Origin of the sequence: Pseudonocardia sp. Ae331_Ps2 (genome assembly GCF_001932405.1) — a bacterium.
Taxonomy (GTDB): Bacteria; Actinomycetota; Actinomycetes; order Mycobacteriales; family Pseudonocardiaceae; genus Pseudonocardia.
The window spans coordinates 1,131,663-1,154,437 of the sequence record NZ_MCIM01000001.1; the positions used below are offsets into that span (position 1 = coordinate 1,131,663).

Here is a 22,775-nt window from a genome sequence, read left to right on the forward strand (position 1 = left end):
CACGGGGTCCTAGAATGCCCTGGTGCCCACCGCTCGCCCCGAGAAAGACCGCCGGCCGCCGCGCAGCCCGCGCCGGCGGGACCGGCGCGGACGCGGCCTGCGCGGCCTGATGTACCCGGTGTCGACGCCGGCCTTCCGCACCCGCGCCGAACGCTTCGACGCGAAGGTGCTGGAGGCGCTCGAGCCGATCGAGGCGCGCTGGGGCCCGGAGCTGGTCGACCTCGACCTCGCCGTCGACGACGTGCCGTCGGTCGACCGCACCTCGCCCGACGAGATCGTGTGGGGCACCGGGGTGCTGGCCGACGTCGGCGTCCCGCTGGCGCACCTCGTCCCGGCCGGGGTCGACTCCGCCGGGATGCCGACCCGGGCGCGGATCGTGCTCTACCGCCGCCCGCTCGAGGCCAGGGCGCGCAACGGCGAGGACCTCGCCGACCTCGTGCACGAGGTGCTCGTCGAACAGGTCGCGGAGTACCTCAACATCGAGCCCGACGCCGTCGACGGCGGCTGAGCGGCGCGGTACGGCTGCCCGGCGACCACCGACACCGGGTACGACGACAGGCCGGTCACCGTGACGGCGACCGGCCCCGTGCTCGTTCCCCCGCAGGCGGATCTCAGACTGCGGTGCTGTCTGCGCTCTTCGCTCCGCTCAGACGGCGGTGCTGCCTGCGCTCTCCGCTCAGACGGCGGCCCGGCGGAGGCGACGACGCTCCCGCTCGCTCAGCCCGCCCCAGATGCCGAAGCGCTCGTCCTGGGCCAGCGCGTACTCCAGGCACTCGGCGCGGACCTCGCAGCCGGAGCAGATGCGCTTGGCCTCCCGGGTGGAGCCGCCCTTCTCGGGGAAGAACGCCTCCGGATCGGTCTGGGCGCACAGCGCGCGCTCCTGCCAGTCCGGGACCTCCTCGGCGGAGCCGTCGTCCAGCAGGCCCCTCAGGTCCAGGATCTGGGCGACCTGGTCGTAGTCGGCCATCTCCTGGCCGGGTCGTTCGACCGCCCCCACCGGCTCGGCTTCCACCGGCCGCAGCATCCGCATGAACCCCTCGACGTCGTCCACTCGCCCACCTCCCCGCAACGCACTGGCGAATGACACCGCTGTAAGTACAGCGCTGACACTAGCTCTGTGCAAGCCGGCTCTGCCGATTGAGTGAAGGGTCGCGCGCGGACGTTTCCTCCGGCATGGAGTATGGGTACGTGCCGTCCCTGACACGCCGCATCAGCCCCTGGTTCCTGCTGATCCTCGGCGTCACCCTGCTCGGTGGTGTCCTCGCCGCCGCCGTCCCCGCACAGTCGCAGGCCCTGGCGACCCTCGGGATCTTCGTCATGGTGCTCGGAGGCTGGGTGGTGTCGCTGTGCCTGCACGAGTACGGGCACGCCATCACCGCCTACCGTGGCGGGGACACCTCGGTCGCGGCGAAGGGCTACCTGACCCTCGACGTGCGGCGCTACACCGATCCCGGCCTGTCGCTGGTGCTGCCGCTGATCATCCTGCTGATCGGCGGGCTGCCGCTGCCCGGCGGCGCGGTGTGGATCAACCAGTGGGCGCTGCGGTCGCGGGCCCGGCGCAGCGCGGTCTCGCTGGCGGGCCCCGCGGCGAACCTCGTCCTGGGCATCGTGTTGATCATCACGGTGGCCGCGTTCCCGGAGATGCCGATCCCCGTCGCGGCGGGACTGTCCGCGCTCGCCTACTTCCAGATCATCGCGTTCGTGCTGAACATGCTGCCCGTGCCCGGCCTCGACGGCTGGGGCGTGCTGGAGCCGTACCTGTCCGTGCCGGCACTGCGTCTCGGCGAGCGGGTCCGGCCCTGGGCCCCGTTCGTGCTGCTCGCCCTGCTGCTGTTCGTGCCCGGGGTGGGCGCACTGTTCTTCGCCGTCACCCAGCTGCTCTTCGGCGCCGCCGGCGGCAACCAGCAGCTGTTCCAGCTCGGCTACTCCGAGCTGTTCTTCTGGCGCAACCTCTGAGCCCCGCTCACCGCTCCACGGTTCGCGCGCGAGTTCGGAGTCCGCGCGTGTCGTGACGCGCGCGAACCTCGGTCCCGCGCGCAAACCCCGATTCTGCGCGCGGACGTCGGTTTCCGAGCGGATGCCGGTCTCGCGAGCGGACGCCGCCGGGGTGGGGCGGGCGGGGCGGCAGGTCAGCGGGCGGCGGCGACCATCGTCGCGACGGTGTCGTCGTCGTCCGGGAGGGCGTCGACCGGCCACCAGCGCAGGTCGAGCGACTCGTCGCTGATCCGCGGGGTCGCCCCGGCCGGGGCGCGGACCAGGTAGCGCACGTCGAGGTGCCGGGTCGGGACGCCGAGCGAGCAGGTGACCGGGTGGACGTCGACGTGCAGCGGGTGCTCACCGATCTCCAGCCCCGCCATCCCGGACTCCTCGGTGGCCTCCCGCAGCGCCGCGGCGCGCAGCGAGCCGTCGCCGGGCTCGCAGTGCCCACCCAGCTGGATCCAGCGCCCGACCCGCGGGTGCAGGGTCAGCAGCGTGTGCTCGCCGGTCGCGTCGAGCAGCAGCGCCGACGCGGTGAGGTGGCCGGGCACGCAGGAGCGGTCGCAGGCGTCGTCCGGGCGCGCGTCCAGGAAGGCCAGCAGGGCGTGCTGCAGAGCCCGCTGACCGGCGTCGGGCGGGGTCCACGCAGCGAGCTCGCGGGCGGCCGTCGCCGGGGCTACCACGGGCTCACAGCTCCAGCAGGCCGTCGCCGACCGGCCGGGGCTCGCGCGGGGCGATCGGCTCGACCGGCACACCGACGGCGACCGCGCCGAGCGCCGCCCAGTCCTCGGGCAGGTCCAGGACCCGGCGGGCGACGTCCGCGGCGAAGATCGTCGAGCCGACCCAGCAGGACGCCAGGCCCTCCGCGGCCAGCGCGACCAGCAGGGACTGCACCGCCGCCCCGCCGGCGACGGTGAACATGTCCCGCTCGGCGGCGTTGCGGGCCGCGTCCGGGTAGCCGTGCATCCCCGCGGTGGACCGGAACGCCAGCACCAGCTCCGGGGCGCGGCGCAGCAGGTCCCCGCGGGCGAGGCGGCGCTCCACCTCGTCGGCCGGGCGCCCGTCGGCGACCAGGTCGGCACGCCAGCGCTCGCGCAGGGCGTCGAGCAGCGCGGTGCGCCGCGCCGGGTCGCGCAGCCACACGAACCGGAACGGGGTGCTGTGGTGCGGCGCGGGTGCGGTCAGCGCGACGCCCACCGCGCGGCGCACGGCGTCGGCGTCGACCGGCTCCTCGGCGAAGTCCCGGGTGCTGCGCCGCAGCAGGACCGCCTCGCGGCGTCCGCGGTCGATCGCCTCCTCGGTGCCCAGCCAGAACAGGTCCTCGGAGATCGGCCGGATCAGGTCACGGGCGGTCGACCCGTCGTCGGGCAGGGCCGCGCCGCGCAGCACCGCCACCGGCAGCCCGCCGAGCTTGCCCTTCACCAGGTCCGCGGCCGCGGCGATCTCGTCGGCGACGGCGATCTCGGTGACGACCAGGTCGTTGCCCTGGCCGTCGACGGCGCCGGAGTAGCCGTGCAGCACCGGCAGCCCGGCCGCGCCGATCGCGATGTCGGTCTGGCCGACCCGCCAGCTGCGCCCCAGGGTGTCGGTGACGACGACGCCGACCTCGACGCCGAGCCGCTCGGCCAGCCCCGCGCGCAGCCCGGCCGCGCTGGCGTCCGGGTCGACGGGCAGCAGGGCGAGCTCGTCGCGGCGGACATTGGAGCCGTCGATGCCCGCGGCGGCCTGCACGATGCCGAGCTTCCCGGCCACGATCAGCGTCCGGCCCTTGCGGGCCACCACCCGCTCGGTCTCCTGGTCGACCAGCCTGCGACGCAGCGCGTCGCGCTCCTCGTCGTCGGAGGGGGCCGGCACCAGCCTGCCCTCGACCTTGGAGAACACCTTGCTGGTGACCACCACGACGTCGCCGTCGCGCAGCCAGGTCATCCGCTCGGCCAGGACGGCGGCGAGGTCGTCGCCGGGGCGGAACTCCGGCAGCCCGGGGACCGGGAGGATCTCCAGCTTCTGCGACGCGTGGTCGGGGAAACCGCCGGCCCTGTCGGCCCTGTCGGCCCCGTCAGACACCGACGCCCGCCAGCTCGAACGCGGCGCGGGCCATGTCGGCGGTCGCCTCGTGGTCGGTCATCAGCAGCGGCACCTCGCGCACGGTCGCGCCGGGCACGGTCGCGGCGTCACCGGTGTGCACCAGGTAGCCGTCGAGCAGGCCGCCCTCGCCGCGGCCGCCGTAGTGCCGGCCCACGCCCTCGGCGCTGGTCTCGACGCCGATCGCGGTCAGGCAGGCGTCGGCCATGCCGCGCACCGGCGCCCCGCCGACGATCGGGGACAGCCCCACGACCTTCGCGGGCGTCGCGGCGAGGGCCTGGGCGACCCCGGGCACCGAGACGACGGTGCCGATCGACACGACCGGGTTGGACGGGGCGACGAGCACGACGTCGGCCCCGGCGATCGCGGCCCGGGCGTCGGGCAGGATCGCGGCCTGGTCGGCGCCGACCGACGCGAAGCGGTACGCCTTCGGGGCGGCCCGGTGCCGGATCCACCACTCCTGGAAGTGGATCGCGACCTGCGGGGTCTCCTCGACCGCGGCCGGGTCGGGGTTGTCGATCACGACGTGGGTCTCGACGCGGTCGTCGGTGGCGGGCAGCAGCCGCACCCCGGGCTGCCAGCGGTGGCAGAGCGCCTCGGTGACCTGGGAGAGCGGGTAGCCGGCACGCAGCATCCGGGTGCGGACGAGGTGGGTGGCGACGTCGCGGTCGCCCAGCCCGAACCAGGTCGCGTCGGCGCCGTAGGCCTCCAGCTCGGCCTTGACCGACCAGCTCTCGTCCGACCGGCCCCAGCCCTTCTCGACGTCGATGCCGCCGCCGAGGGTGTACATGACGGTGTCGAGGTCCGGACAGACCCGCAGCCCGTGCAGCCAGATGTCGTCGCCGACGTTGACCACGGCGGAGATCTCGTGCTCGGACTCCCCCGCGCCGACCGCGGGCAGTCCGAGCGCGACCTTCACGCCTTGCAGGAAGCGGGCCCCGCCGACGCCGCCGACCAGTACGGTGACCTTCACGGGTACGACCCTACGTCGGTCAGAACGAGCGGTAGTCGCGCGGGGAGAACCGCGGCCCGAACCGGGGGCGGCGGAACCCGGACGCCTCGATGTAGCGCACCGCGCGCTGGCGTTGCGGGACGTAGGGGGCGAGCACCTCGAGCATCCCGGCGTCGTCGAGGTCGTGGCCCAGCAGTGCCCAGCCGACGGTGTTCGGCACGTGGAAGTCGCCGAAGCTGACCGCGTCCGGGTCGCCCCAGGCGCGCTGGGCGGTCTCCGCGGCCGTCCACACCCCGATGCCGCGGACCCGGCGCAGCAGCACCCGGCCCTGCTCCCCGCCCAGCTCGGCGGCCCGTTCCAGCCGGTGGGCGACGACGGCGGCGTGCAGGATCGCCGTCCGGCGCGCGTGGTCGACGCCGGCCCGGTGCCACTCCCACTCGGGGATCGCCCGGACCTGCTCGGGCGTCGGCGGCACCCGCATCCCGGCGGGCACCACCCCGGCGGGCCCCGGTGCGGGGTCGCCGAAGCGCCGGGCGAGCTCGCGGAAGCTGCGGCGCGCCTCGGTGCCGGTGACCTTCTGTTCCAGCACCGCGGGCAGCAGCGCGTCCCACACCCGGCCGGTGGAGCCCAGCCGCAGGCCGGGTCGGCGCCGGTGCGCGTCGGCGACGAGCGGGTGGTGCGCCACGAACGCCGCCGGGTCGTCGTCGGCCCCCAGCAGCGACGGCAGCCGGTCGATCTCCCAGGCCGCGCCCGGTCCCCAGCCGGACGCCCGCACGGTGCCGTACGGGCCCCCGTCGGCCCGGCGGCGGATCGCGACGGTGGCGGGGCCGGCAGGCGTCGTCGAGACCCGCCAGATCACGGCACCGTCGACGGCGGTGCGCCAGGTGGGGTCGCCCCGGCCGCGGCGCAGCGGGGCCAGCACGCCGTGCAGGTCGAGCGGGAACGGCGGCCGCCATTCCCGGTCCACCACCACGGCGACCGCGTCCACGCCCCCGATGGTCACACGTCGGGCGAGAACCGGACCCCGTGGGGCGGCAGCGTGACGTCCGGCCACACCCGCATGTTGTGCCGCAGCTCGCAGTGCGCGCCGATCACGGCCCGGTCGCCGACCACGGTGTCGCGGATGCTCGCGCCCTCCTCGACGACCGCTCCGGCCCCGATCACCGAGTTCTCCACGACCGCTCCGGCCCGGACGACCGCGCCGTCGAACAGCATGGAGCCCTCGACCCGGGCCCCGGAGCCGATCCGGGCGCCGCGGCCGACGGTCGTCCCGCCGAACACGAACGCGTCGGCGGCCACCTCGGCCCCCTCCAGCACCATCGACTCGCCCGTCGGGCCGGGCAGCGCCGCCGAGGGCGCGACCCCGCGGACCAGGTCCGCCGAGCCGTGCACCAGGTCGCCGGGGGTGCCCATGTCGCGCCAGTACGCGACGTCGACGTGGCCCTGCACGTGCGCCCCGGAGGCGAGCAGGTCGGGGAACGTCTCGCGCTCCACCGACACCGGCCTGCCCGCGGGGATCGTGTCGATCACCTCGCGACGGAAGACGTAGCACCCGGCGTTGATCTGGTCGGTCGGCGGGTCCTCGGTCTTCTCGAGGAACTCCAGCACCCGGCCGGTCGGGTCGGTGGGGACGCAGCCGAAGGCCCGCGGGTTCTGCACCCGCACCAGGTGCAGCGTCACGTCGGCACCGGTGCTCCGGTGGGTGTCGGCGACCGCGGTCAGGTCGGTGCCCGCCAGCACGTCGCCGTTGAAGATCATGACGTGCTCGGCCGAGAGCTTGCCGGCCACGTTGCGGATGCCCCCGCCCGTGCCCAGCGGCTCGGTCTCGGTCACGTAGGTGAGGTCCAGCCCCAGCGACGAGCCGTCGCCGAAGTGCTCCTCGAAGGTCTCGGCCAGGTAGCTCGTACCCAGCACCGCCCGCCGGATGCCCGCCTCGCGGATCCGCGACAGCAGGTGCGCCAGGAACGGCACCCCCGCCGTCGGCAGCATCGGCTTGGGCGCCGACAGGGTCAGTGGCCGCAGCCGGGTGCCCTTGCCCCCGACCAGCACGACCGCCTCGACGTCCTGCAATGCAGGTTCCCCCTCAGGTTCCTTCTTCTCGTTCGCGCTCAGCCGGTCCGCCGCAGCAGACCCGAGCGCACGGCCAGGCCGGCACGCAGGGCCGCACGCAGCGGTGCGTGCACCGGACCGCGGTGGCGGTCGGCCAGGTACCGGTAGGCGCTGCGGTGGTGCTCGGCGAGCATCCGTGCCGACACCCCCGGCTTGCCCGTGGACGCTCCGCCCACGTGTACGACATCGGCACCGGGGACGTACACGTTTCGCCATCCGGCGAGCCCCAGGCGTTCCCCCAGGTCGACGTCCTCGAAGTACATGAAGTAGCGCGGGTCGAAACCGTCGACGGAGTCGAACGCGGCGCGCCGCAGGAGCAGGCACGACCCGGACAGCCAGCCGGCCGACCGCTCGGTCAGGTCCTCGCGGCTGCGCCGGTAGGCCGCGGTCCACGGGTTGGCGGGCCAGACCGGCGCGAGCGCGGCGTGCCCGGCGCCCGCGAGCAGCGACGGGACCTCACGCGCGGAGGGGTAGACCTCGCCGGACGGCTCGCGGATCAGCGGGCCGAGCGCCCCGGCACGGGGGTGCCGACGGCCGGCGTCGAGCAGGGTGTCGAGCGACCCGGCGCCCCACTCCAGGTCCGGGTTCGCCACGACGACCCAGCCGTAGCGGTCGGGCAACGAGGCCACCCCGCGGTTGGCGGCGGCGCCGTAGCCGACGTTCTCCCCGATCGGCAGGAACGTCACGTGGTCGCGCTCGCGGGCCGCGCGCTCCGGGGCGCCGTCGACGGATCCGTTGTCGGCCAGGACGACCGGCACGTCCGTGCGGGTCGTGGCACCGCGCAGCGAGTCGAGGAAGGTGTCCAGCAGCGCGCCCGGCGAGTAGGTCACCGTGACGATGGCGACCTCGTCGCCGTAGGACCGCACGTCGTCGGCCACCTGGCCTCCCCGTCCTTCTCCGTCCACCCGGCGCATGTCCGGCAACCTAGTCAGCACCGGTGCGGCCGGGCCCGGCGGCACCGCCCGTTCGCGCCAGCGAAGATCACACTCCGTCACCATATCGGAGATCGCGATACTGTAACCCTAATATTGGGACCGTCCCCGAGCTGCGGCGACACGCCACAGCCGTGCGTCACCCTCAAGTCCCGACCCCCTACGACGACCGGGCGAGCGGCCCGACACGCAGGCCCGCGCGGCCCGCGGCGCGGGTCCCGATGCTGCACCCTGGTCCCGACCGGGGTGTCCGGTCCTGGAGACGCACGGCGCGCGCCCGGGTTCACCGGACTCCCCCGTCCGGGTGAGACACGGCTGCGCGGACGAGACGGACCCCGAGGGGAGCGAGCATGGGCGAGAGCTACCGGGACCGCTCCCGCCCGTCGGCGGCCGAGCGCGCCGCCGCCCGGCGGTCCGGCCGCCCCACCGCCCCCGACGTCCGGTCCCGCTCACCCCGCGTCCGCCCCGACACCGGCGCCGCACGCGGGCGACCGGCGGGCTCCGTGGGCTGGAGCCGGGCCGGGACCGGCCCCGACGAGCACCCGCCGTACCCGGCGCGCGACGGGCGCACCGGCGGACGACCGCCCCGGGGCCGCGGGCTGCTGGCCCGGCTGCGCCTCGCCGTCGCCGTGCTGTCGGCGCTGACGGTGCTGCTCACCGGCGCCGCGTGGACCCTCTACCGCGACGTCACCGGCGGCATCACCACGACGAACCTGCTGTTCGGCGGCTCCGCCGGGGGCGAGCAGAACATCCTGCTGGTCGGTGTGGACAGCCGCACCGACGCGCAGGGCAACCCGCTGCCCGCCGACGTCCTGGCCCAGCTGCGCAGCGGCGCCGAGTCCGGCGTCCTCAACTCCGACACGATCATCGTCGTGCACCTGCCCGCCGACGGCGGCAGCGCGACCGCGTTCTCCATCCCGCGCGACTCCGAGGTGTCGATCCCCGGGATCGGCCGCAACAAGATCAACGCGGCGTACCCGCAGACGAAGGCGCAGACCGCGTCCCGGCTCGTCGCCGAGGGCGTGCGCGACCCCCGGCAGATCGACCAGGACTCCTCGCAGGCCGGCCGGCAGGCGCTGATCGACACCGTGCAGGACCTCACCGGGCTGGCCATCGACCACTTCGCCGAGGTCAACCTGCTCGGCTTCTACAACCTCACCAACGCCGTCGGCGGCGTCGACGTCTGCCTGAAGGCCCCGGCCAAGGACGCCTTCTCCGGCGCCGACTTCCCCGCGGGCCCGCAGACGATCTCCGGTGCCGACGCGCTCGCGTTCGTGCGGCAGCGGCACGGCCTGGCCGGCGGCGACCTGTCACGGATCAACCGCCAGCAGGTGTTCCTCGCGGCCGTCGCCAACAAGGTCCTCTCCTCGGGCACGCTCACCGACCCCCGCAAGCTCGGCGCGCTGGTCGAGGTGATCCAGCAGTCGGTCGTCATCGACAGCGGCTGGGACCTGCTCGGCTTCGCCCGCGAGGCGTCGTCGATCGCCGCCGGGAAGATGGACTTCCTGACCATCCCCACCGGTGGCCCGGAGACCACCGGCGGCAAGGACGTGCTGCTCGTCGACCCCGCCGAGGTCCGCGACTTCGTCGCCCGCCACACCGAGCCCGAGCCCGAGGAGGCCGCCGCGACCTCCACGGAGGCGGCGCCGCCGGTCGTGGCCGACGTGGCGAACGGGTCCGGGGTGACCGGGCTCGCGGCGCAGGTCGCCGACACCCTGGGCCGCAACGGGTTCACCCCCGGCGAGGTCGGCAACGCCCCGGACCGCACCACCTCGGTGGTCCGCTACAGCCAGGCCGACGGCGACGCCGCCGCCCGCCGGGTCGCCGACGCGCTGGGCGGGATCGGCGTCGAGCAGTCCGACGCCGTCGCCCAGGGCCGGGTGCAGGTCCTGCTCGGCACCGACCGCGCGAACGGCGGCCGGACCAGCGCCGCGGCGGCCGCGCCCGCCGCCGCCCCGGCGCCGTCGACCCCGCCGATCACCGCGGGCGGGGTCCCGTGCATCGACTGACGTAGCGTTCCGGGGCGATGGACACCGTCTTCGGCTCCGGCCTGTTCCTCACCGACGCACTGCTCGGCCCGGCGCTCGGCGCCGCCGCCCCGCGCCCGCTGGTCACCCACTACGACGACGCGACCGGCGAGCGGACCGAGCTGTCCGGCACGACGACCGCGAACTGGACCGCGAAGGCAGCGAACCTGCTCCGCGACGAGGTCGACGTCGAGCCGGGCACCCGGGTGGCGGCGCTGCTGCCCGCGCACTGGCAGACCGTCGCGGCGCTGCTCGCCGTCTGGTCCTGCGGCGCGGAGCTCGTCGGCGACCCGGCGGGCGCCGACGTCGTCCTCGCCGACGCGGCGCGGCTCGACGTGGCGCTCGCCGCCGGCGCGGGCACGGTCGTCGCGTTCTCGCTGGACTTCTTCGGCCGCGGCATGGGCGACCTGCCCGGCGGGGCCGTCGACTTCGCGACCGAGGTCCGGGCGCACGGCGACGAGTTCGTCCCCTGGGACCCGGTCGACGGCGCGGCCCCGGCCTGGGACGGCGCGAGCGGCGAGCAGGTGCTGGCCACGGCCCGGGAGCGGGCGGACGCGCTGGGCATCACCGCGGGCGCCCGGGTGCTGTCGGTCATCGGCTGGGACAGCGCCGACGGCCTGCGCGACGGGCTGCTCGCCGTTCTCGCGGCGGGGGCGTCGCTGGTCCAGACGGTGAACCCGGCCGCCGACCCCGCCGCCCTGGACCGGCGCGCCGAGACCGAGCGGGTCACCCTGCGCCTGGGGTGAGCGGCGGCCCCGGCCGGGGGTCATGACACCCTGGTCGACCGTGACCCCCTCTGTGAGCGCCCGGGACGTCGACGACGCGGCGGCCCGGCTCCGCGCCGTCATCGGCCCGACCCCGCTGCAGCTCAACCCCCGCCTGTCCGACGCGCTCGGCGGCGAGGTCTGGGTCAAGCGCGAGGACCTCCAGCCGGTCCGCTCGTACAAGATCCGCGGCGCCTACAACCTAATCGCGCAGCTGCCCGAGGCCGACCGTCTCGCCGGCGTCGTCTGCGCCAGCGCCGGCAACCACGCCCAGGGCGTCGCGTTCGCCTGCCAGCGCCTCGGTGTGACCGGGCGGGTCTACCTGCCCGGCACCACCCCGCGCCAGAAGCGGGACCGCGTCGCGCGGCTGGGCCGCGACGCCGTCGAGATCCGGGTGGTCGGCAACACCTACGACGAGGCCGCCGCGGCCGCCCGCGCCGACGCCGAGTCCACCGGCGCCACCCAGGTCCCCGCCTTCGACGACCCGCGCACCGTCGCGGGCCAGGGCACCATCGCCCGCGAGATCCTGTCCCAGCTGGCCGACCCGCCGGACGTGCTGGTCGTCCCGGTCGGCGGCGGCGGACTGCTCGCCGGGGCCATCACCTACCTGCGCGAGCACGCGCCGTCGACCCGGATCGTGGGCGTCGAACCCGCCGGGGCGGCGAGCATGGCGGCCGCGGTGGCCGCGGGCGAGCCGGTGGACCTGGGCACGCTGGACCCCTTCGTCGACGGCGCCGCCGTGCGCAAGGTCGGCGCGGCCACCTTCGACGTGGTGCGCGATGCGGGCGTGGAGCTGCTCGCGGTGCCCGAGGGCCGGATCTGCGTCGAGATGCTCGCGCTCTACCAGTCCGACGGCATCATCGCCGAGCCCGCCGGGGCGCTGTCCCCCGCGGCGCTGGACCGGCTCGGCATCCCCCGCGACGCGACGACGGTCTGCCTGCTCTCGGGCGGCAACAACGACGTCTCGCGCTACGCCGACATCGTCGAGCGCGCCCTGGTCTTCGAGGGACGCAAGCACTACTTCCTCGTCGAGTTCCCGCAGGAGCCGGGCGCGCTGCGCCGCTTCCTCGACGACGTCCTCGGCCCGGACGACGACGTCACCCTGTTCGAGTACACCAAGCGTTCCAACCGGGAGACCGGCCCGGCGCTGGTCGGCATCGAGCTGGGCTCCCCGGACGACCTGCCCGCGCTGCTCAAGCGGATGCAGGAGGCTCCCCCGCACATCGAGCCCATCCCGCCGGACAGCCCGCTGTTCGGCTTCATCCTGTAGACGTCGCGCGCAACACGGTGGCAATCCGGGCCGCCTACCGTGCACGACCGTGCCCGAGATGATGTTCGACGTCCGCTGGCCGGACGGCACCGAGGTCAGCTACTACTCGCCGTCGCTGGTGGTGACCGAGCACCTGGACACCGGCACGACCTACCCGGTGGCGGAGTTCGTCACCCGCAGCCGCACCTGCATGGAGATCGCCGACTCGCGGGTCCGCGCGAAGTACGGGTTCGGCTGCGCGCAGTCGGCCCGCACGATCGCGCTCATCGACGCCGCCGCGGGGCGGTTCGCCCCGACCGACGAGGTGCGGGTGCAGGGCTTCCGCCGCTGATCCCGCGCCTCACGCGGCCGCCGCGCGTCGGCGCAGCGCCAGGTGCAGCACCACCCCGGCGAGCAGCCCCCAGAACGCCCCGCCGATCCCGGCGATCGTGACCCCGGCCGCCGAGACCAGGAACGTGGCCGCCGCGGGCACCCGCGCGACGGCCGGGTCCGGCGTCCCGTCGGCGACGGCGAGGGCCCCCGCGAGCGCGGCACCGAACGTGCCGAGCAGGGCGAGCCCCGCGACGGACTCCACGACCCCGGGCGGCGCGGCCGCGACGAGGGCGGCCAGCGTCGTCGCGAGCGGGGCCAGCAGCAGGCAGGTGACGCCGTTGGCCTGGCACGCGATCCAGCGCCGGGCCGGGTCGGGATGGGCCTCGGGCGAGGCGGGCAGGGCCGCGGTGATCGCGGCCAGGTTGATCGCGTGCGCCCCGGCGGGGGCGCCGAGCGCCGTGCCGGCGCCGGTGAGGACCATCGCGTACCGCCACGGCACGCGGTAGCCCGCCGCGCCGAGCACCGCGACGCCCGGCACGTTCTGCGAGGCCATCGTCACCACCCACAGCGGCAGCGCCACCCCGACCACCGCGGCGAGGGAGAACGACGGCAACGTCAGCGCGATCCGCGGGGCCTGCAGCCACCCCCAGCCGTCGGCGAGTGCCATGACGATCACCAGTGCCAGCCCGAACGCGGCCGGCGAGGCCCAGCGCGGCGCGACGCGCGACAGGACGACCCACAGCACCACGATCGGCGCGACGAGCAGCGGCCGCTCCACCAGCGCCCGGACCGGCGCCAGGCAGAGCGGCAGCAGCACCCCGGCCAGCATCGCCTGCGCGATCGGCGCCGGGATCGCCCCGACGAGCCGCCCGAGCGGGCGCACGAGCCCCGTCGCGACGACCAGCAGGCCGACGACGACGAACGCGCCGACCGCCGCGGGCCACCCGCCCGCTACGGCGCCGGTGGACGCCAGCAACGCGGCACCGGGCGTGGACCAGGCGATCGTCAGCGGGCGGCGGAACCGGCGGGACAGCCAGATCGTCGCCAGCCCCATCAGGGCGGTGAGCACCACCAGCCCGGACGCGGCCTGCGCCGGGTCGGCACCGGCCGCCGACAGCCCCGCGAGGACGACGGCGAAGGAGCTGGTCACCCCGATCACCGCGGAGACCACACCGACCGACACCGGTTGCGCCCAGGAACGATCCACGGGCCCACTCTAACCGCGTCGTTCTGTAAACAGAACTCTCGTCGGGCGGTAAGCAGGATGTTCTGCAGCCGATACACGGGACGCCCTCTGCGGGACCAAAGATGACCGAACCGTGTCGTCCGGAAAACAGGCGGTGACGTCCGGCCCGGCGATCTTGGAACGGGCACCGGCGGCGGCCCATCCTGCGTGGGTCGCCGCGCCTGCCGGGTGCGGCCCAACCGGGAGGACCGTCCCATGAAGCTGCCCGTCGCTCTGGCCCTGGTGATCGGCGTCGCCGGGGCGGTGATCGCGTACCTCTACCTCGGCCCGCTCTCCGGTCTCGGCCTGTTCGTGCCCGCCACGTTCCTGGGTGCCGCGACCTTCTTCGCGGCCGGTGGTGACCGGCCCGCGCTGGTCACCGCCCTCGCCACGAACATCTGGGGGATCGTCACCGGCACCGTCATGCTGATCCTGGCGGGACTCACCACGAACCCCGCCCTGCTGGGCCTGATCATCGGTGGGATGACCGCGGTGTTCATCCTCGGTGCGCTCGTGCCGGCGCTCGGGTTCGTGCCCGGGTCGGTCGTCGGGTTCGCCACCACGGCGGCGTTCGGCCTGCTCAGCGGCGCCTCCGGCACGGACTTCTCGCTGCCCACCGGCCCGTTCACGGTGATGCTGCTGTCGTTCGTGGTCGGCTCGGTCGCGCTCGGCTACGGCTGCAGCCTGATCGTCGGCCGCCTGACCGCCCGCGCCACGGCACCCGCCGCGGCCTGACCGGCGGCGGCACCCGGTGCGACTGGTGACCACCGGCGAGGCCGCGACCAGGCTGGCCCTGAGCCCGCGGGCACTGCACCGCTGGGCCAGGGCCGGTCTGGTGACGCCGGCCTTCCGCGAACCGGACGGCAGAGATCTCTGGGACGTGGAGGATCTGCGGGACCAGGTCACGGCGCTCCCGGCACGCTTCTCCGCGGCCACCGCGGTGCGCGACCCCGGAACACCCGGCCCGCCACGTGGTGGTCCGGACACCCCGGCCCGGTAGCCCGGGCGCAGGGGCCTCGTGTCGACCGGCCCCGGCTACAGTCGCCCGGTGGACGACGGGGCGCTGCGCACGGCCCTCGGCGCACGGGTGCGGGCGGCCCGGACCGCACGCGGTCTCTCCCTCGGGGTCCTCGCGGAGCGGGCCGGGATCGGCAAGGGGTCGCTGTCCGAGATCGAGAACGGCAGCCGCAACCCGACCCTGTCCACGCTGTACGCCCTCGCGGACACCCTCGCCGTGCCGCTGTCCCGGCTGCTCGCCGAGCACCCCGGGGCCGAGCTCGCCGGCCCCGGCATCACCGTGCGCCTGCTGGAGACCACCACCGACGACCACGGCACCGTCGAGGTGTACGCGCTGGCACTCGTCCCGGGGGCGGTGCACGTGTCCCCCGGGCACGGTCCCGGGGTGGTGGAGCACCTGCTCGTCACCCGCGGTGCCGTCCGGGCCGGACGCAGCGGGCACGAGGCCGAGCTCGGCACCGGCGAGGCCACACGCTGGCCTGCGGACGGCGAGCACACCTACGCCGCCCTCGCCGGGGAGCCGGCCGCTGCCGTGCTCGTCATCCGCACCCCACCGACTCCATGATCATCAGTACCTGAGCGTCAGGCCACCGCGTCCCACCAGGCGAGGATCCGGGTGCCGTACAAGGTCAGCCACGGTGACGGCTCCCCCGGCGGCACGTCGACCTCGAACCACATCTCGCCGGGATCGCGACGGCCCTGCACCCACCACCCGTCCGGACGGCGCGCCGCACGCAGCACCGCGACGGCCTCCGCCAGGCGCGGGTCGGGCGCCGCGCCGTCGAGCTCCGCGGCGCGGCGGAAGTACTCGGTGCCACGCAGCACGTCGAGCCGCCAGCGCAGCGGGTACGCGAGCTCGGCGGGGTCCCGTTCGAGCGGCAGGCGGTCCCCGGTGGACAGCCGGTAGAGCAGGCGTCGGGACAGCAGGTACTCCTCACCGGAGCGGCGGGCGGCCCGGGTCCCCGACGTCCCTCCGGTCGCCCGCTCGTGGGCCAGCAGCCCGTGCAGGGAGTTGAGCGTCGAGTGGACCGACGACCGGGTGGCACCGTCCACCCAGTCGCAGTTCCAACCGCCGTCGGGGAGCTGGTGCTCGGCGAACCAGGCGGCGAGCGCATCCATGTCGCGGCCGAGCCAGAGCCCGTTGGCGACGGTCCAGGCGTTGATGCAGGCGTCGACCTCGCCGTCCCAGTAGGGCAGGTCGTCGTACTCCCAGCGGCACGATTCGAGCTTCTCCGCGGTGCCCGCGAGCGCCGCGGGATCCAGGCCCCACTCCCGCAGGGCGTTCAGCGACCAGGTCGTCGCCGTCCACGGCTGGCCCTCCACCGTCGACGGCTCGGCCGGGAAGTACGCGCCGCCCGCCCAGGTGCCGTCGGGATCCTGACGGGCGAGCAGCCGCGCGCCCATCCCCCGGTCGCGACCCGAGCACGGGTGGCCTCCCAGACCTCGGGAGGCGCACCCGCCAGGTCGCGCTCGACCTGCCAGCGCAGCGCCGGATCGGTGTCGAGCAGCCGGTCGAGCAGTGCTCGGTCCACGACAGCCCCGTCCATGGGCGGTCAGAGTGTCACTTCAGGAGGTTGCGCGCCATCACCATGCGCTGGATCTGGTTGGTGCCCTCGTAGATCTGCGTGATCTTCAGGCTGCGAGCTGTCGACCTACAGCCTTGCCGTCGATTGGCGGCCTGAGCTGCTTTGATTCGCTCGTCACCAGTCATCAGCCGTGATGAGCCGTCCACCTCTCACGGCCTGCAGACGGCCTGCGCAGAGTGAGGCACCAGTGATGTAACGGATTGCCTACCCAGCGCCGACCTACCAACGAAGGTCAACGTTACCCAACGCGGGAGCTCGAGTGCGTAGTGTGAAGCCAACCGACGCCAGTGTGCTTGTCGTCGCCGAGGGTGACACAGACGGCGCTCGGAACCACACCCGTGGCCACCTTTTTGAGATGTTCATCGGACGCCTCTTCAATGCGTTCGGCTATCAAGACCCTTCTTGGCGCGAACGTAACGTAACATCAAATGGGATTGAACTAGACCTTAAGGTCTCACATACGCTCTCGAATAAGCCGGCGATAATCGAGTGCAAGGCATACACGTCTGCCGTCAAAATTGGCCCTCTTACACAGTTCTACGGGAAGTTCTCAGCCCTGCGACGGCGCAGTCCAGAACTTCACGCATTTATGGTGGTGACGCCACGCTTGACCGCAGAGGCCAATGAGGTGTTCTCAGTAGCGGGTTGATCATGTCGTGCGGTCGTACTCGGTGTGGAGTAGTACGAGCGCAGCTGCGGTGATCGCGCCGGTGCGCCAGGGACATAGCGTGACTCGCCGCAACGCGGCGAAGGTGGTCTTGAGCAGGGCGTTTCCGCGTTCGGCCAGAGCACGAAGGGCTGAGTGCAGGGTGTTGACGGTGCGCTGGTTGACCGTCTGCCCGCGGCCGGGGACGGGTTTGATGGGCACGGTGAGCCGGTCGGCTTCGCCTTCGTAGCCGAGGTCGCCCAGCGCGGCGTGGGTGTCGTCGGTGAACGCGGCCAGGCCCTCGAGCAGCCCGGGGTGGGTACGGGCGCAGCGGGTGTCGTGCTCGCGGCCCGGCCGCACGTCGCTGGTCCATAGCGGCCATCCATCAGGTGCGGTGAGGACCTGGATGTTCCCGCCGTGGCGGCGGTGCTTGCCCGACCACCACAGGTCGACCCCGGGGGGTGAGGCCGAGCGCGCGGCACCGGTCGGTGGCGATCAGGGTGCCGTCGAGATTCACGTGGGTGTGCCCGGCTGTGCGGGCGGCGAGCAGGGCTCCGTGCAGGCCGGGTGCGGCCGCGGCGAGGACGTCGATGCCTTCGTGCAGGTAACGGTAGGCCGTTGCAGTGCTGATCGCGTTGTCACCGGCCAAACATCGGACCCGGGTAGCATCACAGAACCAGCGGATCACCAGCACTGCCTGGGCGAACGGGGTCAACGCCCGCCGCCGGGTGCCACGTCGACGGCGTTGAAGGACCAGGAGCCGCGCCAGATAGGCCACGGTGCGCTCCCCGATCGGGAGGACAGCGGTGTAGGTGACAGGATCAGACATGCAGGACCTCGGTGACGGTGTCGATCTGTGCTGGACCGAACCGATCTACCGGGGTCCTGCCCCGTTCCCGCTCATCTCACCACCCTCGGCGTGTCGCCACAACCTCCCACCCCGCTACTGAGAACACCTCACTGACCCACGTCGGTCAGTGGAAGGCGGCGATGTCACACCGCCTGCACGTCGAGGACGAGCGCAACTCCGGCTCCGGCTTCTAGCCGGTCTACCCGGACTCGCCCGATGAAGGGCAGAGGTGGACACGGGACCGCCGAGGTTTCCCGACCACATACGCGGCCCCGCGTCCGCCTCTGTTCGCCCTTCCACCCCGGTTCAGCCAGAGCAGTCGGAAGGACTGATCGATGATGGCACGCACCTCACGTGCGCAAGGCCGCTCCGGCGGCCGGAACTCGTCCCGGACCTCGTACCGGAGCGGGACGATCGAGATCTTCACCCGCCCACACCAGAACCCGTACCTGCGGGTCGTGGGCTGGATCATCCGCTTCCGAGCGGAACTGACCTGCATCGCCGTGATCCTGACGATCACGTTGGTCCTGCGGGACCACATCGGCCCCGCGAACACCGCCCTCGCACTGGGCTTCGTCACCGTCATGGTGATCGGTATCCCGGCATCTCGCCGGTACATCACCGCCCGCTGCTGGGCCGTGACGACTCGCCATCGGATGCGGGCCTGCTTCGGCCAGACCCGGACCATGACCCACGACGGCAAGATGCCGCTGCTGCTGTGGTCACGGCCGTCCCCGGTCGGGGAACGCGTGCGAGTGTGGCTCCCGGCCGGGCTCTCGGTCAAGGACATCGACCAGGTCACCGACCGGATCTCCACCGCCTGCTGGGCCCGCACCACCCGGGTCACCCCGGTCCGCGCCCAAGCAGCACTCGTCGTCGTGGACGTCATCCGCCGCGACCCGCTCACCGTCGGAGACATCGTTCCGACCGGTATCCACGACCTCGCCGACCTCGCTGCGGTCGACGCTGACGAGCACATCACGCCCGAGGACACCGGCAACGTCGTCGCCCTGCCCTCCCGCGACACCCTCACCGGCGCCCGCACCACGGCGCCCACCCCACCGGCCGAGAAGAAGCCGGGACGCACCAGCGGCAAGAACGCCACCGCGCGTCGGCCCGCCGACGACGAGGACGCCGACCCGAGCCTGTAGCGCTCACCTGACCCGCCGCCCGGCGGGCCGGACCTCGGCGACCACACCCGCACACGCACCGCGCATCCACGCCGAGTGAAGGACACCGCCATGACGATCCTCAACCGCCGGCGCACCCGCCGGAACCGACCTGGCGGCCCGCGCTCGATCTACGACCCGATCAGCTTCGGCATCGACGAGAACGGCGACCCGGTCGAGGTCACCCTGATGTACCGCAACCTGCTCGACGGCGGCGAACCCGGCTCCGGGAAGTCTTCGCTGCTCAACACCATCATCGGCCACGCGGCACTCTGCACCGACGCCCGGCTGTGGCTCTTCGACGGCAAGATCGTCGAACTCGGACTCTGGCGCCCGGTCGCCGACGTGTTCGTCGGCAACTCCATCGGCCTCGCACTCGACAAGCTCCGCGAACTCCAGTCCGAGATGGACATCCGATACACCCAGCTCGACGCCGCCGGACGACGCAAGATCGTCCAGACCGACGGCCTCGACGTCATCCTCTGCGTGATCGACGAACTCGCCTACTACTCGGTCACCATCGGCACCAAGGACGAGCAGGAAGAGTTCCGCACCCTCGTCCGCGACCTCGTCGCCCGGGGCCGCGCCGCCGGAATCATCGTCGTCGCCGCCACCCAACGCCCGTCCGCCGACATCATCCCGACCAGCCTGCGGGACCTGTTCGGCTACCGCGTCGCCTTCCGCTGCACCACCGATTCCAGCTCCGACATCATCCTGTCCGTCGGCTGGGCCAAGGAAGGCTTCTCCGCCAAGGACATCCGCCCCGAGGACCGGGGCGTGGGCTGGCTGCTCGCCGAAGGCGGAATCCCTCGCCGGTTCAAGGCCGCGTACCTCACCGATGCCCACATCCGCGCCGTCGTGAACGCCGCCCGTCGCCTCCGCGACAACGCGCCCGGCGATCCCGCCGCATAAGCGCGATCCCGCAATTCCACCCACCCGCCGAATAGCACCGCTATTCGTGACCCAGGAGAAGTGTGCCCAGATGAAGAACGACATCCGTCACCTGCTCATCGCCATTCCGTTCGTCGCCGCCACGACCGGCCTCGTCCTCGCCGCCCGCAACACCCTCGGCGAAGCCGCCCCACTGGTCCTGCTGATCGGCTTCCTCATCACCCTGCCCGTCCTGCTGACCCTGGTCGCCCTGACCGACCGGCTCACCTCGTCGCACCGGACACGCATCGCCCTGAGCGACCGCCACGACACCGAGGCAAGCACCCGGGCCCCCTACGCCGGAGCCCTCCGGTGACCGCGCCGACCGTCAAGACCGGCTTGACACCCGAGCGCCCCACCCACCGCCCCGGCAGCCGCACCCGCCGGATCTGCGAGAACGACGACTACGCCGCCTTCACCCGCTGCATCGTCACCGCCCACGGCCGCCGCATCGGCCACGGCGACATCGAGGGACTCACCGACCTCGCCCGCCTCGCCGAGGACATCGACACCGCCATCCGCCACGCCGTCACCGGACTGCGCGCAGCCGGCTTCTCCTGGGCCGACATCGCCACCCGCCTCGGCACCACCCGACAGGCCGCCCACCAGCGCTACGGCACCGGAGGTGCACCGTGATCCGCGCCGTCACCTGCTACGCGATCACCTGCGACATCTGCTCGTCTGAGTACGACACCGACGGCATCGAGGAACGCCCGCTGCACTTCGAGACCGCCGAGCAGGCGATACAGCACATCACCACCGACGGCTGGACCGCCGACGACGGACGCCTCATCTGCCGGTCCTGCGTCCTGGGACGCAACCGCGCCCGCTGCGTCTTCGAGGGCCACATCTGGTGCCACTGGACCCCCTGCCACTGCCGGGGCCTCATCCCCGACCACGCCCTGTTCGGCTGCGACCTCTACCGCTCGTGCCTGCGTCCCGGATGCGACGCCCACGAGACCACCACCCTCGCCGCACTCCCGACCACCGACGACGCACCTGGTCGTTGACGGCGACCCCGCACCCCCGACCCGCCCGGCCGGGGGTGCCCGGTGACCGCCAACCACCCACCAGAGCAAGGAGAACCGCCATGACCGCCACCCTCGACACCCCGACCGACCGCCACGACGTCAGCACCGAGCAGCCGTTCCTGACCGCCGCCGAGTACGTCCTCACCGCCCGACAGCTCGTCCTCGCCCTGGCCGCACACCTCGCCCGCTACGGCGACACCCTCGCCGTCAAGGTCGTCGACCCGCTCTCCGCCATCGACGCCGTCATGCGGTTCGACGGGGGGGACCTCCACACCTGGACCACCAGCCGCACCCCCGACGACATCGCCGCCATCCGCGCCCGCGCCGAGCACATCGCCCGCGACTACTTCGGCCACGCCTTCCCGGCCGTCCCCTGGTAGCCGCCCATGACGACCACGACGACACCCCGACCACCAGGATTCACCACCACCCGCACCGCACTCCTGCGCCGTGCCGGATCCCGCGACCACCGACGCTGGCTCGACCACACCGCCGCCACCCGCGGATGCGTCCGCCCCGTCCGACTCACCGGCGAACTCCACGACGTCGACACCACCACCGGCGCCATCACCCGCACCCGCCACACCAACGAGCTGCCCGACGGAGTCATCTACGTCCCCTGCGGCGACCGCCGCGCCAGCGTCTGCCCACCGTGCGCCGAGACCTACCGCGCCGACACCTACCAGCTCATCCGCTCCGGCCTCGTCGGCGGCAAAGGCGTCCCCGACACCGTCGCCGGACACCCCGCCGTGTTCGCCACCCTCACCGCACCGTCCTTCGGCCCCGTCCACACCCGCGTGGTCAACCCCCGCACCGGACAGGTCCGCCCCTGCCGCCCGCGCCGCAACGCGACTCCCTGCCCTCACGGGCGCCTGCTGACCTGCACCCAGCGCCACACCGAGTCAGCGGCCTGTCTCGGCCGGCCGCTGTGCCTGGACTGCTACGACCACGCCCACCACGTCGTCTGGAACGGCTGGGCCGGCGAACTCTGGCGCCGCACCATGATCGCCCTCAACCGGGCGCTGCGGCCCCTCGCCAAGCCCCACGGCACGAAGCTGCGCGTCTCCTACGGCAAGGTCGCCGAGTACCAACGCCGCGGCGTCGTCCACTTCCACGCCCTCATCCGCCTCGACACCGTCGACCCAGACGACCCCGATGCGATACTCCCGCCGCCGGACACCATCACCCCGGCCCACCTCGCCGAGCTCGTCGCAGGCGCCACCCGGGCCACCGGCTTCGACACCCCGTCCTATGCCGACACCGGCCACACCTGGCCGATCACCTGGGGCCCACAGACCGACATCCGCGCCGTCACCCACGGACTCGACTCCGGCGCGATCACCTCCGACGCCGTCGCCGCGTACCTCGCCAAGTACGCCACCAAGGCCACCGAACCCGCCGGCCTCCCCATCACCGGACGGCTCACCGCCGACCTCGTCGAGCATTACGCCGACGCCCACACCCACCTCGGCCGCCTCATCGCCTACGCCCGCCAGCTCGGCACCCGACCCGCCGACTGGACCAGCGACGACGACCGCGCCACCTGGCACGACACCTACGGCCGGCTCGAGCGCTGGACCCACATGCTCGGCTTCGGCGGCCACTTCGCCACCAAGTCCCGGCGCTACTCCACCACCCACACCCGGCTGCGCGCCGAACGCCGGACCTGGCGCCGCACCAGCCGCACCGACCACTGGCGCCGCCACCACGGCGACGACGACCAGGACCTCGACGACACCACCCTCGTCGTCTGCCGCCTCACCCTCGCCGGGATCGGCTGGAACAGCACCGCTGACGCCCAGCTCGCCGCCGACGCCGCAGCACGCGCCCGCGAGCACCGCGCCCTGGCCCGCGAGGAACGCACCACCAGCAGGGAGAGCCACTAGCAACCACCAG

The 22,775-nt window shown here is 73.6% G+C and carries 27 protein-coding genes and 1 pseudogene; 17 read left to right on the plus strand and 11 right to left on the minus strand.

Going from position 1 to position 22,775, the window contains the following annotated elements; genetic code table 11:
• Positions 1-22 precede the first annotated feature (22 nt).
• Entirely contained in the window at positions 23-508 is a 486-nt protein-coding gene (locus Ae331Ps2_RS05255; protein ID WP_170917003.1) for a metallopeptidase family protein, read from the plus strand.
• 168 nt (positions 509-676) lie between these two features.
• Here Ae331Ps2_RS05255 and Ae331Ps2_RS05260 read toward each other — a convergent pair whose 3' ends face one another.
• Entirely contained in the window at positions 677-967 is a 291-nt protein-coding gene (locus tag Ae331Ps2_RS05260) for a WhiB family transcriptional regulator (RefSeq protein WP_043282017.1), read from the minus strand.
• 221 nt (positions 968-1,188) lie between these two features.
• Here Ae331Ps2_RS05260 and Ae331Ps2_RS05265 point away from each other — a divergent pair, with 221 nt between their 5' ends.
• Positions 1,189-1,956, plus strand: coding sequence for a site-2 protease family protein (locus Ae331Ps2_RS05265; RefSeq protein ID WP_139318933.1), 768 nt, complete (start codon positions 1,189-1,191; stop codon positions 1,954-1,956).
• Between the two features lie 173 nt (positions 1,957-2,129).
• Here Ae331Ps2_RS05265 and Ae331Ps2_RS05270 read toward each other — a convergent pair whose 3' ends face one another.
• Genes Ae331Ps2_RS05270 through Ae331Ps2_RS05295 form a run of 6 tightly spaced genes read right to left on the minus strand, consistent with a single transcriptional unit; the run spans position 2,130 to position 7,998 of the window.
• Complete coding sequence (locus Ae331Ps2_RS05270; RefSeq protein WP_020627715.1) at positions 2,130-2,660, minus strand: NUDIX hydrolase; 531 nt, start codon at positions 2,658-2,660, stop codon at positions 2,130-2,132.
• Positions 2,661-2,664: 4 nt separating this feature from the next.
• Positions 2,665-4,041: a coenzyme F420-0:L-glutamate ligase gene (locus tag Ae331Ps2_RS05275; protein ID WP_075310340.1), complete on the minus strand. Its 1,377-nt coding sequence runs from the start codon at positions 4,039-4,041 to the stop codon at positions 2,665-2,667.
• Positions 4,034-5,032, minus strand: coding sequence for a 2-phospho-L-lactate transferase (gene cofD, locus Ae331Ps2_RS05280; protein ID WP_075310338.1), 999 nt, complete (start codon positions 5,030-5,032; stop codon positions 4,034-4,036). Before cofD ends, Ae331Ps2_RS05275 begins: the two co-directional genes overlap by 8 nt.
• A gap of 19 nt (positions 5,033-5,051) precedes the next feature.
• A complete protein-coding gene (locus Ae331Ps2_RS05285) occupies positions 5,052-5,999 on the minus strand; it encodes a DNA-3-methyladenine glycosylase (RefSeq protein WP_249265206.1) in 948 nt (315 codons plus the stop codon).
• A gap of 11 nt (positions 6,000-6,010) precedes the next feature.
• Positions 6,011-7,081, minus strand: coding sequence for a sugar phosphate nucleotidyltransferase (locus Ae331Ps2_RS05290; RefSeq protein ID WP_020625544.1), 1,071 nt, complete (start codon positions 7,079-7,081; stop codon positions 6,011-6,013).
• A 38-nt stretch (positions 7,082-7,119) separates the two neighbouring features.
• A complete protein-coding gene (locus Ae331Ps2_RS05295; RefSeq protein ID WP_233147657.1) occupies positions 7,120-7,998 on the minus strand; it encodes a glycosyltransferase family 2 protein in 879 nt (292 codons plus the stop codon).
• Between the two features lie 404 nt (positions 7,999-8,402).
• Here Ae331Ps2_RS05295 and Ae331Ps2_RS05300 point away from each other — a divergent pair, with 404 nt between their 5' ends.
• Genes Ae331Ps2_RS05300 through Ae331Ps2_RS05315 form a run of 4 tightly spaced genes read left to right on the plus strand, consistent with a single transcriptional unit; the run spans position 8,403 to position 12,444 of the window.
• Entirely contained in the window at positions 8,403-10,061 is a 1,659-nt protein-coding gene (locus tag Ae331Ps2_RS05300) for an LCP family protein (RefSeq protein WP_083695262.1), read from the plus strand.
• Positions 10,062-10,078: 17 nt separating this feature from the next.
• Positions 10,079-10,825 carry a TIGR03089 family protein gene (locus Ae331Ps2_RS05305; protein ID WP_083695264.1) on the plus strand — a complete coding sequence of 249 codons (747 nt, stop codon included), beginning with the start codon at positions 10,079-10,081 and terminating at the stop codon, positions 10,823-10,825.
• A 22-nt stretch (positions 10,826-10,847) separates the two neighbouring features.
• Positions 10,848-12,113 (plus strand): threonine ammonia-lyase IlvA, encoded by a 1,266-nt coding sequence (gene ilvA / locus Ae331Ps2_RS05310; RefSeq protein ID WP_051050468.1) that lies wholly within the window; start codon positions 10,848-10,850, stop codon positions 12,111-12,113.
• A gap of 58 nt (positions 12,114-12,171) precedes the next feature.
• Positions 12,172-12,444: an MSMEG_0570 family nitrogen starvation response protein gene (locus Ae331Ps2_RS05315; protein WP_226360665.1), complete on the plus strand. Its 273-nt coding sequence runs from the start codon at positions 12,172-12,174 to the stop codon at positions 12,442-12,444.
• Positions 12,445-12,453: 9 nt separating this feature from the next.
• On the opposite strand, the gene Ae331Ps2_RS05320 is transcribed toward Ae331Ps2_RS05315, so the two are convergent.
• On the minus strand, positions 12,454-13,632 hold the full coding sequence (locus Ae331Ps2_RS05320) for a benzoate/H(+) symporter BenE family transporter (protein ID WP_075310334.1): 1,179 nt from the start codon (positions 13,630-13,632) through the stop codon (positions 12,454-12,456).
• A gap of 234 nt (positions 13,633-13,866) precedes the next feature.
• Between Ae331Ps2_RS05320 and Ae331Ps2_RS05325 the strand changes: the two genes are divergently transcribed.
• Genes Ae331Ps2_RS05325 through Ae331Ps2_RS05335 form a run of 3 tightly spaced genes read left to right on the plus strand, consistent with a single transcriptional unit; the run spans position 13,867 to position 15,232 of the window.
• Entirely contained in the window at positions 13,867-14,385 is a 519-nt protein-coding gene (locus Ae331Ps2_RS05325) for a DUF1097 domain-containing protein (RefSeq protein ID WP_020627729.1), read from the plus strand.
• Between the two features lie 25 nt (positions 14,386-14,410).
• Positions 14,411-14,650, plus strand: a complete 240-nt coding sequence (locus tag Ae331Ps2_RS05330) for a MerR family DNA-binding transcriptional regulator (protein WP_083695266.1) — start codon at positions 14,411-14,413, stop codon at positions 14,648-14,650.
• Positions 14,651-14,698: 48 nt separating this feature from the next.
• Positions 14,699-15,232, plus strand: a complete 534-nt coding sequence (locus tag Ae331Ps2_RS05335; protein ID WP_075312816.1) for a helix-turn-helix transcriptional regulator — start codon at positions 14,699-14,701, stop codon at positions 15,230-15,232.
• A gap of 17 nt (positions 15,233-15,249) precedes the next feature.
• Here Ae331Ps2_RS05335 and Ae331Ps2_RS05340 read toward each other — a convergent pair whose 3' ends face one another.
• Together Ae331Ps2_RS05340 and Ae331Ps2_RS33830 are read right to left on the minus strand one after the other, a co-directional pair.
• Positions 15,250-16,071: a squalene cyclase gene (locus Ae331Ps2_RS05340; RefSeq protein ID WP_233147658.1), complete on the minus strand. Its 822-nt coding sequence runs from the start codon at positions 16,069-16,071 to the stop codon at positions 15,250-15,252.
• Between the two features lie 157 nt (positions 16,072-16,228).
• Positions 16,229-16,378, minus strand: a complete 150-nt coding sequence (locus Ae331Ps2_RS33830) for an acyl-CoA dehydrogenase family protein (RefSeq protein ID WP_249265207.1) — start codon at positions 16,376-16,378, stop codon at positions 16,229-16,231.
• A gap of 164 nt (positions 16,379-16,542) precedes the next feature.
• On the opposite strand from Ae331Ps2_RS33830, the gene Ae331Ps2_RS34155 reads away from it, so the two are divergent.
• Complete coding sequence (locus Ae331Ps2_RS34155; RefSeq protein WP_075310330.1) at positions 16,543-16,902, plus strand: restriction endonuclease; 360 nt, start codon at positions 16,543-16,545, stop codon at positions 16,900-16,902.
• Here the strand turns inward: Ae331Ps2_RS34155 and Ae331Ps2_RS30260 are convergent.
• Positions 16,903-17,728, minus strand: a pseudogene (locus tag Ae331Ps2_RS30260) (transposase family protein).
• A 356-nt stretch (positions 17,729-18,084) separates the two neighbouring features.
• On the opposite strand from Ae331Ps2_RS30260, the gene Ae331Ps2_RS05355 reads away from it, so the two are divergent.
• From Ae331Ps2_RS05355 to Ae331Ps2_RS05385, 7 genes are all read left to right on the plus strand, one after another.
• Positions 18,085-18,900: a hypothetical protein gene (locus Ae331Ps2_RS05355; RefSeq protein WP_075310328.1), complete on the plus strand. Its 816-nt coding sequence runs from the start codon at positions 18,085-18,087 to the stop codon at positions 18,898-18,900.
• 90 nt (positions 18,901-18,990) lie between these two features.
• Entirely contained in the window at positions 18,991-19,830 is an 840-nt protein-coding gene (locus Ae331Ps2_RS05360; RefSeq protein ID WP_075310326.1) for an FtsK/SpoIIIE domain-containing protein, read from the plus strand.
• 46 nt (positions 19,831-19,876) lie between these two features.
• Positions 19,877-20,164 carry a hypothetical protein gene (locus Ae331Ps2_RS05365; RefSeq protein ID WP_139318930.1) on the plus strand — a complete coding sequence of 96 codons (288 nt, stop codon included), beginning with the start codon at positions 19,877-19,879 and terminating at the stop codon, positions 20,162-20,164.
• The gene (locus Ae331Ps2_RS05370; protein ID WP_198932224.1) at positions 20,161-20,484 is read left to right on the plus strand and encodes a hypothetical protein; all 324 of its coding nucleotides are present in this window, start codon (positions 20,161-20,163) and stop codon (positions 20,482-20,484) included. Before Ae331Ps2_RS05365 ends, Ae331Ps2_RS05370 begins: the two co-directional genes overlap by 4 nt.
• Positions 20,481-20,858: a hypothetical protein gene (locus Ae331Ps2_RS05375; RefSeq protein ID WP_075310323.1), complete on the plus strand. Its 378-nt coding sequence runs from the start codon at positions 20,481-20,483 to the stop codon at positions 20,856-20,858. The genes Ae331Ps2_RS05370 and Ae331Ps2_RS05375 overlap by 4 nt, the downstream gene beginning before the upstream one ends.
• 80 nt (positions 20,859-20,938) lie before the next feature.
• Positions 20,939-21,259, plus strand: coding sequence for a hypothetical protein (locus tag Ae331Ps2_RS05380; RefSeq protein WP_075310322.1), 321 nt, complete (start codon positions 20,939-20,941; stop codon positions 21,257-21,259).
• Between the two features lie 6 nt (positions 21,260-21,265).
• Entirely contained in the window at positions 21,266-22,765 is a 1,500-nt protein-coding gene (locus Ae331Ps2_RS05385; protein ID WP_075310321.1) for a replication initiator, read from the plus strand.
• The last annotated feature ends 10 nt before the right edge of the window (positions 22,766-22,775 follow it).

Coding starts and splice junctions, on each gene's coding strand:
- ilvA (WP_051050468.1), top strand. CDS start 10,848: ATGACACCCTGGTCGACCGTGACCCCCTCTGTGAGCGCCCGGGACGTC.
- Ae331Ps2_RS05355 (WP_075310328.1), top strand. CDS start 18,085: ATGATGGCACGCACCTCACGTGCGCAAGGCCGCTCCGGCGGCCGGAAC.
- Ae331Ps2_RS05325 (WP_020627729.1), top strand. CDS start 13,867: ATGAAGCTGCCCGTCGCTCTGGCCCTGGTGATCGGCGTCGCCGGGGCG.
- Ae331Ps2_RS05380 (WP_075310322.1), top strand. CDS start 20,939: ATGACCGCCACCCTCGACACCCCGACCGACCGCCACGACGTCAGCACC.
- Ae331Ps2_RS05385 (WP_075310321.1), top strand. CDS start 21,266: ATGACGACCACGACGACACCCCGACCACCAGGATTCACCACCACCCGC.
- Ae331Ps2_RS05260 (WP_043282017.1), bottom strand. CDS start 967: ATGGCCGACTACGACCAGGTCGCCCAGATCCTGGACCTGAGGGGCCTG.
- Ae331Ps2_RS05360 (WP_075310326.1), top strand. CDS start 18,991: ATGACGATCCTCAACCGCCGGCGCACCCGCCGGAACCGACCTGGCGGC.
- Ae331Ps2_RS05300 (WP_083695262.1), top strand. CDS start 8,403: ATGGGCGAGAGCTACCGGGACCGCTCCCGCCCGTCGGCGGCCGAGCGC.
- Ae331Ps2_RS05315 (WP_226360665.1), top strand. CDS start 12,172: ATGATGTTCGACGTCCGCTGGCCGGACGGCACCGAGGTCAGCTACTAC.
- Ae331Ps2_RS05340 (WP_233147658.1), bottom strand. CDS start 16,071: ATGGGCGCGCGGCTGCTCGCCCGTCAGGATCCCGACGGCACCTGGGCG.
- Ae331Ps2_RS33830 (WP_249265207.1), bottom strand. CDS start 16,378: ATGACTGGTGACGAGCGAATCAAAGCAGCTCAGGCCGCCAATCGACGG.
- Ae331Ps2_RS05305 (WP_083695264.1), top strand. CDS start 10,079: ATGGACACCGTCTTCGGCTCCGGCCTGTTCCTCACCGACGCACTGCTC.